The sequence below is a fragment of the Thermaerobacillus caldiproteolyticus genome (assembly GCF_013761245.1).
GTDB lineage: Bacteria > Bacillota > Bacilli > Bacillales > Anoxybacillaceae > Thermaerobacillus > Thermaerobacillus caldiproteolyticus.
Genome location: NZ_JACDUT010000009.1, coordinates 100,394 through 113,002, shown reverse-complemented (window position 1 = coordinate 113,002; position 12,609 = coordinate 100,394). Strand labels below are relative to the sequence as shown.

Sequence of the window (12,609 nt, the reverse complement as noted above, 5' to 3'; positions counted from 1 at the left end):
AGTCTTTCATTTATATCATTTCGTAACGACCAGCTCTTCATCAATGAACGATTGGACAGATAAGCTAAAATAGTTGACTCTTTCCTCCTCCGAACACAATGCTTCCTTTATAATAATCGTTCCGCCTATTCGGGTAGTACGTTCGGATAGTCTTGTAAAATGTGAAACTTTTGAACGAGGAAATTCCCACTGATTACATACTATCTAAAAAGTTCGCCATAACACGACATTTACTTAGACAGAAGGGATATTCTTAAACTCCTTTTACATCGTTTTCGCCATATTTTTCACATACTAAATAAATACCTTCTTAGGAAAATCAAAGTAGTAGACTCAAAACTCTCTTTTGTTCTTATTGATATCTTTGGTATTCTATAGTAAATGATCATACGCATGTTAGTGGTAGAATTGTTATAAAATTTGACCATTCGATTAATATCTCTGTTTTAATGAATGAGTAAAGCATTAATTCCGCCAACAAAAAACAAATCTCTACATGCAGCCTATATTTCAAAACACCACGAGTTCAACAAACTTTTCCGATCGATCTTTTAACATAAATAATCGGGAAGGTGAAGCAATGTTAGCACAATGGTTAACAACCTCAAATTATACGGTCGTGCTTACAGGAGCTGGCATGTCAACGGAAAGCGGGTTGCTTGATTTCCGTTCGGCACAAGCAGGACTGTGGAATACAAAAAATCCGCAACAGTTAGCGAGCACATATGCACTGAAATACAATCGGGAGGAGTTTATTGCATTTTATCAATATCGTATTCGTACACTCCGACAATGTAACCCGCAGGCAGGACATCTCATTTTAGCTGAGTGGGAGAAACGAGGGATTGTCCAAAACATCATTACGCAAAATGTAGACGGATTTCACCAACAAGCAGGCAGCCAAAACGTTATCGAACTTCACGGATCATTACGGACGGTTCACTGCCAACAGTGTCATCAAGCGCATGCGAGTGACATGTATATAAATGAAGAATTGCATTGTGCTTGCGGCGGTTTTTTGCGTCCATCCGTCGTCTTATTCGGCGAATCGCTGCCTGCCAAAGCGATAGAGAATGCATGGTCTGCTGCGCAAAAAGCGGACTTATTGATCGTGTTAGGCTCTTCTTTACAAGTATCACCAGCGAATCAGCTTCCGCTCATAGCCAAAAGAAACGGTGCAAAGCTAGTCATTGTGAATATGGAACCAACGGAAGCGGATAATTGGGCAGATTTGGTCATCCATCACCGAAAAATCGGTGAAGTTCTTAAGGAAATCGACAATGAGTTAAAGGACGGTGAATAGGGACATGAACGCTTCGACCATTTTGCGGGAGGCGCTTGATGAAATCGGTGACCGAACAGCGATTATCCAATGCAAAAGCATATCTGGCGGCGATATAAATTCTGCCTATTATGTGAGAAGCGAACGTCATTCATATTTTGCCAAAATAAATAATCATATTCCTCCTCGCTTCTTTCAAAGTGAGGCAGTTGGCCTTGAATTATTAAGGAAAACGAATGCCGTCCAAGTTCCAAACGTATATTACGTCATGGAAGCAGGAGACGGAACATACGGCTTGCTTTTACTTGAGTGGATTGAAGGAGAAAAAACTGAGCAAACCGCCGTTTTACTTGGTCAGGCGGTCGCTCACCTTCATCAGTGTTATAGTCAGCATTTTGGGTTAGAGAAAGACAATTATATTGGCCTCCTTTCTCAAAAAAATAGGCTGTATGAAGACTGGATTGATTATTTTGTTGATTGCCGCCTCCTTCCTCAAATCCAATTGGCTGAACAAAAAGGAAGAATGCCGACATACAGACGGGATAAAATAGAAAAATTATTGGTTTTACTCGAACAATGGCTTCCGCGAACATGCCGTCCTTCTTTATTGCACGGTGACCTTTGGGGAGGAAATTGGATTGTCGGCACAAACGGAATTCCATACCTTATCGACCCTTCTGTATTTTATGGCCATTACGAATTCGAAATAGCGTTTACGGAATTGTTTGGCGGATTTCCGGAATCATTTTATCGCGCGTACAATGAGATTCAACCACTTTCACCGGAGTATAAAGAGAGAAAAGAACTGTATCAACTGTTTTACTTGCTTGTGCACCTCAATCTGTTTGGGGAAACATATGGTTATTCTGTCGATCGGATATTGGAAAGGTATGTTGGATAGCTCATTAAAAGCAAGGGACAAAAGTATGACATAGAGGTGTTGGTCTGCTTGCACCGTATGTGAATCAAAAGAATATTAGAAAGCATTCCAAATGAAGGACGGTTTAGAAAACTGGTTGAAAGTTCCGGGAAAATTTTATTCATTATGTTCGCTCAAAATTTTATTGAAATCATCAAAATGCCTGCCATCTCCCAATGTTCTATAAAACACGGGCGGTGGCAGGCACTTGCTCATTTGTTTAAAATTTTTCCCTTATGAAACAAATATCCAAAAGACCACTTTTCAGAAACACAACTTTCCTTTTGAGATGTCAGATATGTATACAACGCTCCCATAAATAAGGCCCCACCGACAATATTACCTAGTGTAACAGGAATAATGTTATGCATAACTCCTGTCAAATCAATCGTCGTTGGATGAGGGATCGCTAACACAAGCGAAAAGAGGACGAAATTAGCAATAGAGTGCTCATATCCAGAAGCGAAAAAGATAAAAACAATGAAAATCATTGAAAATACTTTTGCCATATCTTCTTTCATTTGCATCGGAATAAAAATCGCTAAGCAAACAAGCCAGTTACAGAGAATTCCTTTAAAAAAGAGCTGTATTATCGTTGCGTGTATTTTTTTTGTCGCAACAAGAAACAATAAGTGGTCTTTCGGAATATGATCAAAAACGCCGGATTGGGAAATAAGAAAAGCAAAAAATACAGCCCCCAATAAATTACCGCTATAACAAACAAGCCAGTTACGCAACGTGTCTTTTACGGTTGTTTCCCTTTGCAAGGTGCTAATCGTAAAATACATCGTATTCCCGGTAAATAGTTCTGCTCCACCATACATAATCAATACTAAGGCAATCCCAAAAAAAATGCCGCTTACTAAATAAGTGGCCGGGGAATTCGCTTCACGGAAAAACTCCCCTACACGGAAACAAAGGACAAGGGCAAAACCGATGTACACACCTGCTAAGGCAGCCCGAATGATATATTGAACAAGGGAGCGCTCTAGAATAGCACGTTTTTTTAAAGCTAACTCTTTGCACTTTTGAACTGCTTCCATTTCTCCGACACTTCTCTTTCACTGCAAATTTGTGATGTTTTTCACATTCTTTACGATATATAACATACTTCTTCCTCATTGATTTTTCAACATATTGATGCAAATGTTAAAATAAATGTCAACACTTTTTATTTGTAAACGATTACTAAAAAAATAATCGTTGCAAATTCAACTACCTTTGTTCTAATATAATCAAGATAAAGATGAAAAAGAAATAACCCGTGGCGCTAGATAAGCTTGGAAATCCCGTCAGAATGAAAGTGGACAAACTCAACATTTCAATGCAAGAGCGTCTTCATCGTACACGAGATGCAAAAAACAATAATCATCGATTTTACTCATCGGCAAAAATATATCGCTTTCCCTCTACCATACTTACATCGCCGAAATCATCATTTGCTGAAACAGTCCAGTCCTCATTCGTATCCATGTTCTCAAAAAAAACAGAAGCGCAAACGGCTTCTGTCACGAGCAATCTACCACCGACTCAACACCCACAACATAAACTGATCGACATCGTTCTCCGTCTCCGGTCTGACGAAGTCAATGGGTGTACCGATTGATTCAAAATATTGAGAGTGAAGTTGATTTTTGCTTGTTCTGCCTGTTTCAACTTTAGTTTCTTGTGACCCATCAAAACGGTCCTGTCAACTTTTCAGTCCGCTGTACACAAGAATCTGACCTTAGATAAAGGGGAACTGAGATGAGGGGGGTATGCACGTTGAATCATTTAATGTTTCGTCACTCGATTTCGTTCACTAACTAAGAAAAGAAAAAGAAAAGGAACAGCTATGCACATGCCTAAGATGCTCCAAAGAATATCACCGCCACTAATAACTTGTTCCTTTAGCAACCGGTAGTAAGCGTAAAGAGAATAAGGTAACACTAGAATGATGGAAGTAATCACACCTGGAGTGTATTTTTTTAGATAAAGAGCTTGTCCGATATGTGTGAATACATGGGCAAAAAAGATAGCCAAAAAAACTAAAAATAAATAGTAAAAAGAGAAAAATACAGCTAGAATAGTTGCTGTTGTAATGGCAAGGAAAATCCAAAAAACATCTTGTGCAAATTGAACAGTTGTCATCTGAAAACTGCTATAGAAATACTTACGGATTGATTCGGGCAAAGCTGCCAGAACTTGTTCTTTGTTCTGTTTGGTCCATTTCTCCACGGTAAGAATCTCTTCGAAATCATGAAACATAAACAAAATGGGGAATAACCATAAAACACTGATCATATGAAGTTGAGAATCTAACCATTCTAATATCACTTTAATCACCACTTTTCAAATGATTTAAAATCCCGCTCAAAAACATCTGTGCTACTTGCTCCCCCAGCTCTTCTTCTGTTTTTTCTCTTGTCAATAAATACCGATTTACTAGTCGTTCTGTAACAGCAACGATGGATTCTGCTGCTATCCAAGTGTCTATTTCTTCTTTTACAATTCCGAATCGCTGGTTATTGGACATGTTATTTGCTATTTGCTCAACAATCTTTTTTCGAATCCGATCGCTGTCTGTTGCATGTTGGAGAGCAATCTTTGTCAGATTTGGGTTCTTTCCTAGCACAGTAAACAATTGAATAAACATGTTGGTTACATAACTTTTGACATCCTTGGGCGAAAGTTCAACAGCTTTTTTCCCAACATCACTTAAGTAAATTAACTGCTGGTCAAAATCCTCAAGCATTTGTTGAAAGATATCTTCTTTGCTCTTGAAATAAAGGTAAAAAGCCGCTTGCGTTAAACCCGCGTTAGCAACGATTTCGCTTATTTTAGTACTTTGATATCCCTTTTTCGCAAAAAGCTCTTCTGCCACTTGAAGCAACTTTCTCTTACTCTCTTCCCCTTTGGTTCTAGACACCATTCTTCCTCCTTTTATATTATATAACTAACTGATTAGTTAGTTATAATTATGTAGAAAATTCATTTTGTTGTAAATAGGGTTTCATCGTTGTTTCACGTTTTCCACGTACCAATCATTACTCTTACAAATAGATACATACAAATTTGTATGTTACCGTAAATTTCAACAATAAAAAACGAATTCCTTTTGAAGAGAAGTTCGTTTTTATTTAAGTCGTTTTCTTCATTTCAATTACGTTTTTTGGGTATATGATTTTTAACCATGTAACGCTAAATCCGTATAAAATGAAAAGTAGCACGGTAACGAATATATTCTGAGTATAAAATCAGTTTTCATTATTTTTTATTTCCTTTGGTATACCGATTCTCATTGCTGTTCCTCCTTTTTAGACAAAACTAGTTAGAACGTTTTTGCAGGAATAGTAGGACTCTTTTTATCTAAAAATGGCACTCGCAATCTCCTGACAACGATTGCGAGTGCCGTCCCTGTCCGTCAATTTATTACTTGATTTGCGATAATGCCTCTGCTAATGTTTTCACTAAAAATGAGAGATCTTCCTCTTCAATATTCAATGGTGGTGACAATGTCAAAACGTTGTTATAGCCGGCAACCGTCGTACCGTTTTTACCGATAATCAGTCCATTTTCTTTGCAAATACCGATCACTTTATTGACGAGTAACACATCAAGCGGTTCTTTTGTGTCTTTATCGGCCACCAATTCAATTCCAATTAACAAGCCTTTTCCGCGAACGTCGCCAACATAAGAATGATCTTTCAGTTTATTTTTTAACTCGTTTAACAATCGTTCACCAACTTCTCTTGAACGCTCGAATAAATTTTCTTTCTCCATAATTTCTAGGTTTTTTAAGGCTAGTGCGCATGCTGCCGGATTGCCGCCGAATGTGTTGACATGGCGGAAGTAATCATATTCTTCTGTTCCTTTGAACGCTTCGTAAATCTCTTTTCTGACGGCCGTTGCCGATAACGGCAAATAAGCGCTTGTAATTCCTTTCGCCATTGTAACGATGTCCGGCTTCACACTGTAATTCATGAATCCAAACGGTTTGCCCGTCCGTCCAAAACCGCAAATAACCTCATCGACAATCAGTAAGGCACCGTGTTTTTCACACACTTCTTTCACAGCTTTCATATATCCCTCAGGCGGAATCAGTACTCCCCCGCCAGTGATGATCGGTTCCATGATCACCGCTGCAATCGTTTCGCTCAATTCCCACGTCATCACATCATCGATTGCTTTCACCGATTTCAGATCTCTCGGATTTTCCGCCTGATCATCGTCACGGTAGCTGTCTGGAGGCGCTACGTGAATAAAACCGGGAGCGAGCGGTTCATATTTATATTTCCGCTGCGCCTGGCCTGTTGCGGCAAGCGCTCCCATAGAATTTCCATGATACGACCGATAACGGGAGATAATTTTATAGCGGTTATGTTCGCCTCTTTGTTGATGATATTGCCTTGCGATTTTGAACGCCGTTTCATTTGCTTCCGATCCGCTGTTAGAAAAGAAAATGACATATTCATCGCCAAGAAGTTCGTTCAATTTTTCACCCAATTGAATCGCAGGCACATGGCTTTGCGTGAGCGGAAAATAAGCAAGTTTCTTTAGTTGTTCATAGGCCGCTTTGGCCAATTCCTCGCGACCGTACCCGACATTGACGCACCATAAGCCTGCCATGGCGTCTAAATATTTTTTCCCCGTGTGATCCGTCACCCAACAGCCTTTCGCTTCTGTCACTACTAACGTTGCATCAGGATTGTACGGTTTCATTGAATGCCATATATATTGATCATCTTTAGCCAACAATGGTTGGCTTTGGTCGGTTTGAACCATCTCTTTCCCCTTCTTTCTACACAAATTAAAAATCAAATCGAGAGGTAATCATTTTTTTGCGTGTATAGAAGTTCACACCGTCTTTTCCGTTCACATGAAGATCACCGTAAAAGGAATCTTTCCATCCGGAGAACGGGAAGAATGCCATCGTCGCCGGTACGCCGACATTGATTCCTAACATTCCAGCATCTGCTTCTTCGCGGAATTTGCGGATGGCTTTTGCGTCTTTTGTATAAATCGTCGCGCCGTTTCCATATCTTGATTTGCGAATATACTCGAGTGCTTCATCTAAATCCTCTGCACGCAACAAGCTGAGAACAGGAGCAAAAATTTCTTCTTTGGCAATCGTCATATCCGGTATGACATGGTCAAAAATCGTGGGACCAAGGAAGTTTCCTTCCGTCATTTCGTCCATTTCTTTGCGTCCGTCCCGAATTAATATCGCTCCTTCTTCAATTCCTTTTTGAATGTATCCTAACACTTTCTCGCGGTGAGATTGACGGATGACAGGAGTTAAAAGCACTTCTTCATCCATGCCATTGCCGACAATGAGCTCATCTGCTTTTTGTTTTAAAACCTTAACAAACTTATCATTCTCCCCGACGACTACGACCGCGCTGCAAGCCATGCAACGCTGTCCTGCGCTTCCAAAGGCAGAACTGATGATATGTTGTGCCGCTATCTCTATGTCCGCATCTGGCATGATGATATGATGGTTCTTCGCACCGGAAAGCGCTTGTACGCGTTTTCCTTGGGCAGCTGCACGTTCGTAAACGTATTTGGCGACAGGTTGGGAGCCGACAAAGGAAATGGCTCTAATATCCTCATGATCAATGAGGGCATTCACAACATCATGAGCTCCGTGAACGACATTCAGAACTCCTTCCGGCGCGCCGGCTTGCGTAAATAACTCGGCCAATTTGTTGGCTAAGATCGGGGTTCTTTCGGACGGTTTTAACACAAACGTATTCCCGCAAGCAATGGCTAATGGAAACATCCAGAGCGGCACCATCATTGGGAAATTAAATGGAGTAATCCCACCGACAACCCCTAACGGATAACGGAACATCTCCGAATCGATATCTTCAGCAATCCCAGAAAGTGACTCACCCATCATTAATGTCGGAGCTCCTGCAGCGAATTCCACACACTCAATTCCGCGCTGAATCTCACCATACGCTTCTTTGTATGCTTTTCCATTTTCTTGAACAATAAGCCTTGCTAACTCTTCATGATGTTCATTCAGTAAATGATGAAATTTGAACATAATCCGCGCCCGTTTCGGTACGGGAGTATTTTTCCATGTTTCAAACGCTTTTTTCGCGGCTTGAACAGCCTTCTCTACATCTTCTTGCGTGGAAATAGGGACTCTTGCCAGCACTTCTCCCGTCGCTGGATTTGGAACATCCAACGTTTCTGTTCCGCTTGATTCTACCCATTGTCCATTAATAAAGTTTTTCAAGACCGTTGTTTCGTTCTTCGTTACTGTCATAACAGCAGACCTCCCATTTATTAGACTATTTTAAATTATTTTATTTTAATGAAATTATCTCTCAATTTATAAAGGTCTTCATTAGACACAATGTAAAAATTCTAGATGTATTCATTCCACAATATGACAATCAATTTTTAACTATTCAAGGAGCTTGAAAAAGGGGTATAGTACCACCTAAAACTGGGTGATACGTGATGCAAACAAAAAAGATAAAAACTCCCCTACTTTTGTAGAAGAGTTCTATTTGTCGTTTTGAACATATTGATTTTCGTCGCTCGGTGTTAAATATTCGTATGCTTTAATCATAAATTCAATAGCTAAACGTTTTTCCGGATTCATAAAATCGTCGCCCAACAATTTTTCCAGCTTTTGAATACGATGATAAAGCGTCTGCCTGACCACAAATAGTCTTTTGGCCGTTTCTTTTTTCGAGCCGTTGCATGCCAAATAAATTTTTAGTGTTTCCATCAGTTTGCCGTTATACTTTTTATCATATTGGATGACAGGTTCTAAATATTCCATCACGACCTCATTCAAATCGCTGTATTTATGAATAAGGGAAATAATCCGGTACATATGTAAATCTTCATAAAAATGGCTATTTGCTTTTTTCCCGAGTTGGTGTTGAATTTTAATCGTTTCAAATGCGGTTCGGTAGCTTTTGTCCATATGGGAGAGTTTTTCCACAAATTTTCCGACACCTAGAAAAAAACACGGCACCCTTTTTTTATTCACAAAATCAGACTCGATCAAGCGTTGAATTCCTGTTTTCATGCGATTTTTCCATGTTTTTATGCCGCGTTTGTTCAACATAATGAAGATGACGCTGCTGCGAAAATCAACAGAAAATGTATAGAAGCCTTGTTGTTCAAAAATGGTTCGAAACAATAATTTAAAATAAGTAATATCTAGGTTCGAGTATTGCCTCAACGACTTGAATTTACAAATACTTACAAACCCACCTTTTGGCTTTAATTCTGGTTCGTGGTCTGTTAAATAATCGTAAATGGCTTCGTTGCTATGTTCTCCTTCCAACCAACCCTTTAGCCACTCATTTTCTTGCGCCCGCTTTTTTTCCTCGACATATAAATCGCGTAACAAGTGTTGGGCCAGAGCAGTAGCCGTCCGGTCTAAAATCAGAAGATCGAATTCACTAATTTCTTTTTCTAATGAAACAATGGATAATTCGGCATATTCGTTGCCAAGAAGCTGTATCGGTTGAGAAGCCGTCTTTTTTGGTTGTTGGGACAGTTGATCTACTGCAGAAAGCTCCACATGTTCTGGTACAAACTCCGCTTCTTTTCCGTTCATCCGAAAAACAACTTGATGGCCTAAATAGTTGTGCAGAAATTTTAAAATCTCATCATAATGCTCAATCGACAACAATTTTTTGTTTAATTGCTGCGAATACGATTCTAAATTAGAGATCATTTGATAATGCTGATTAATTAAGTAAGCGTGGATATCTTGGGTGATTTCGACGAATGGAACTTCTTTTAAAAAGAGAATGAGTGGAAAGTGGTGTTCATTAGCCAAATCAATGATTTCCTGCGGAATAGAAGAAGTATAGGTCCCCATTTCAATACATAATCCTGAAGCATCGCATTCAATCAATTGCTGCAGAAAAGATCTGAATAATGATTCGTTTTCCTTCCATCCTACTCCTGTGGATAAGATGAGTTCTTTCCCATTTAATAGTTTGTTAATTTTTGTAACTTCAACAATATGCACCCATTTCACTGTGCGATTTAGCCCCTCATATCCAGCTACCACTTGAACATGCTCAAAATGCCTCCTTTTGAGAATATCTGAAACGGTGAATTGAAAATTTTCATGCACCTCTTTTCACCCCTTTAGAGTTCGGGAAAATGTGTATAGTAATAATATTCAGTACAACATAGCGTATTCCTGCTAAACAGAAAAAGTGGGACTGGTTGCCTACCAATCCCTCTTCTCATTACTGACTAATAGGAAATATAGACTTGAATTTCTTTCATCATCCAATCGAACTGTTCTTGGTCTTGAAAATCGTCATTGTTCCAATTGTCAATAATCCATTGCACAAGTTCTTCCGGTGTGTTAAATACTTCCCCGCTCGTATCGGCTTTTCGAATCATGTATCTGCCGTTGTCCTCATCAATCGTCACTTCACATGGGAAAGCACTATCCTTCGCTTTTAAAGAAAATTCCACACTAATTCCCCTCCTATAATTATTTGAATATTAAGAAATTTATAGATACACTTGCGACTCATTACCAAGTTACTGAGCTTGTTTCATTTGTTGAATTAATAGAGAAGAAAAATATTTGCGGGCATCGGCGTTTTTGATGTGCAATGTTTCTGTAAAACTCTTTTTGCCGGAAAGATCCGGTTCTTTTAATTCAAATTCCACAAACGCTCCGCTTAAATTTTCATTGACATTTTTCATGTAATAACCTTGTTGGATCAAATAGTCGATTTGATCCCTTTCCTCCAAAAATTCTTGATAAGACATCCCTCTTCCTCCTTTAATCTAACGAAACATTTGCATTCCCGCTCGTGTTTACTACAACGACAGAAGATGGTACCACATCATTATCTTCAATTCTCCAATCTCTTCCTACAGTTATCCCTAAATATTTTTCCTCATTCGGATCTTCAATTTCTGCTTGCTTATATTTTTGGAACCACCAATATTTCGCCAAAAAGTAATAACATACCGCACCGACGAGGAAACCGACGACAAATGAATAGTTTGTAAGGAAATAGGCTGCTGTTCCTCCGACAATCCAAGCGATAAATCCAGCAAGGTTAAAACCATTTAAATAACGGAACTGTCCATATTCTTTATAAAGGTCATATACATTGACACGCCGTTTGCGAAGCAGGTAGTAGTCTGCAAACAAAATCCCGACAATAGCTGATAATACACCGCCACAGATTAACAGTGCCGGAATGATAATGTTAAATAAACTCCAAGGTTGAACAATAGTTCCGATGAATCCTGCGGCAAATACCCCTGCCCAAAACGGAAACTTTGGACCGCCGACATTGGAGAAAATTGTTGCTGCCGGAATTACATTTGCTGACGTGTTGGTTGACCATTGTGCGAGGACAATCATGAGCAACAAGACACCAAGAATAAAACCGCTGGCTGCCTCTTGAAGAGCAACCACAGGATCATAGTTTTTGAGCGCGATATAGGAAACTGCTCCGATAATAACCATAAACGTTTGTGTAACGGTTAAAGCTAATATATTACCAACAAGTGATGCTTTATTCCGTTTAAACCAATTTTTTTCATACTTTGGCGCTTTAATGAACCTTGAAATCGAAGGCATATCCGCAGCAAGTGTAGACCAGAATCCCATATTGCTCATAATCACGACAATAAATGCTGTGATAGCCGCCCTGCCGGTGACGGGGTTTTCCACCCAGGACCAAATATGACGACCTTCTTCTAACGCCTTTTCAGAAAGCGTTGTGTACATCCAAGCAGAAATGATAATAATGACCGGCGCGGCCAAATCCGCAAATCGTTCAATCGCTTTAATTCCTAGGGCTGTATTGATTAATTGGGCAGCCGCAAAAATGATATAGCACAAAAACCAGTTATCAAAATCAAACAAAATATTTAATATGCCGTTCATTGCTGTCGATCCGAAATACGTATTAATGCCGAACCAACATGAAGCAGCAAATCCGCGAATGACAGAAGGGATGTGCGTACCAATCGTTCCAAATGGTGCGCGCATATAGACAGGGAACGATAAACCATGCTCAATGCCGATATCTCCAATAATTGTCATAAATAAACCAATCGCCGCCGAACCAATAATTGTTGCCAATATAACCCAACCGAGAGATAAATGTTGTACACCAGCACCGCCAATGGCAAACGCTGCAAGCACTACCGCCATGCCAATCCAAATTAATGCGAACCCTAACGCACCAATTGTTTTATCGCTGTGTGGGACTGGCAAAAGGTCCGGAGATTTTAAATAATTAGATTTTTACTCATGCCATCACTCCTTAAATCTAGCTTTTTATTAAAAGCCTTGGTTTGCAGAACAGTGCGTTTGCTTGCCTTCTCATCGTTTGGCGATAAATGCAAAGTTTCAGCTGTGAGAGGATTCGAGCCTCCCCACTAATGCGGCGGTGATCTCCAA

General features: G+C 39.6%; 12 protein-coding genes. 2 read left to right on the top strand and 10 right to left on the bottom strand.

Annotated elements, in window-relative coordinates:
• Positions 1–580 precede the first annotated feature (580 nt).
• Both HNR31_RS13945 and HNR31_RS13940 read left to right on the top strand, forming a co-directional pair.
• Positions 581–1,303 (top strand): NAD-dependent protein deacylase, encoded by a 723-nt coding sequence (locus HNR31_RS13945; RefSeq protein WP_181556834.1) that lies wholly within the window; start codon positions 581–583, stop codon positions 1,301–1,303.
• Between the two features lie 4 nt (positions 1,304–1,307).
• Positions 1,308–2,183, top strand: a complete 876-nt coding sequence (locus HNR31_RS13940; protein WP_181556833.1) for a fructosamine kinase family protein — start codon at positions 1,308–1,310, stop codon at positions 2,181–2,183.
• 230 nt (positions 2,184–2,413) lie between these two features.
• On the opposite strand, the gene HNR31_RS13935 is transcribed toward HNR31_RS13940, so the two are convergent.
• The 10 genes from HNR31_RS13935 to HNR31_RS13895 all read right to left on the bottom strand — a co-directional run bounded on the left by HNR31_RS13935 (position 2,414) and on the right by HNR31_RS13895 (position 12,423).
• Positions 2,414–3,244, bottom strand: coding sequence for a formate/nitrite transporter family protein (locus tag HNR31_RS13935; protein WP_181556832.1), 831 nt, complete (start codon positions 3,242–3,244; stop codon positions 2,414–2,416).
• A gap of 334 nt (positions 3,245–3,578) precedes the next feature.
• On the bottom strand, positions 3,579–3,713 hold the full coding sequence (locus tag HNR31_RS18905; protein WP_258561085.1) for a hypothetical protein: 135 nt from the start codon (positions 3,711–3,713) through the stop codon (positions 3,579–3,581).
• Positions 3,714–3,974: 261 nt separating this feature from the next.
• Positions 3,975–4,517, bottom strand: coding sequence for an HXXEE domain-containing protein (locus tag HNR31_RS13930; RefSeq protein ID WP_181556831.1), 543 nt, complete (start codon positions 4,515–4,517; stop codon positions 3,975–3,977).
• Position 4,518: 1 nt separating this feature from the next.
• The gene (locus HNR31_RS13925; protein ID WP_181556830.1) at positions 4,519–5,112 is read right to left on the bottom strand and encodes a TetR/AcrR family transcriptional regulator; all 594 of its coding nucleotides are present in this window, start codon (positions 5,110–5,112) and stop codon (positions 4,519–4,521) included.
• A 500-nt stretch (positions 5,113–5,612) separates the two neighbouring features.
• Positions 5,613–6,965: an aspartate aminotransferase family protein gene (locus HNR31_RS13920; RefSeq protein WP_181556829.1), complete on the bottom strand. Its 1,353-nt coding sequence runs from the start codon at positions 6,963–6,965 to the stop codon at positions 5,613–5,615.
• Between the two features lie 25 nt (positions 6,966–6,990).
• Complete coding sequence (locus HNR31_RS13915) at positions 6,991–8,457, bottom strand: CoA-acylating methylmalonate-semialdehyde dehydrogenase (protein ID WP_181556828.1); 1,467 nt, start codon at positions 8,455–8,457, stop codon at positions 6,991–6,993.
• Positions 8,458–8,700: 243 nt separating this feature from the next.
• On the bottom strand, positions 8,701–10,299 hold the full coding sequence (locus HNR31_RS13910; RefSeq protein ID WP_181556827.1) for a PucR family transcriptional regulator: 1,599 nt from the start codon (positions 10,297–10,299) through the stop codon (positions 8,701–8,703).
• Between the two features lie 125 nt (positions 10,300–10,424).
• On the bottom strand, positions 10,425–10,652 hold the full coding sequence (locus tag HNR31_RS13905) for a hypothetical protein (protein ID WP_181556826.1): 228 nt from the start codon (positions 10,650–10,652) through the stop codon (positions 10,425–10,427).
• A gap of 69 nt (positions 10,653–10,721) precedes the next feature.
• Positions 10,722–10,955: a hypothetical protein gene (locus HNR31_RS13900; RefSeq protein WP_181556825.1), complete on the bottom strand. Its 234-nt coding sequence runs from the start codon at positions 10,953–10,955 to the stop codon at positions 10,722–10,724.
• A gap of 13 nt (positions 10,956–10,968) precedes the next feature.
• On the bottom strand, positions 10,969–12,423 hold the full coding sequence (locus HNR31_RS13895; RefSeq protein WP_181556824.1) for an NCS1 family transporter: 1,455 nt from the start codon (positions 12,421–12,423) through the stop codon (positions 10,969–10,971).
• Positions 12,424–12,609: the final 186 nt, after the last annotated feature.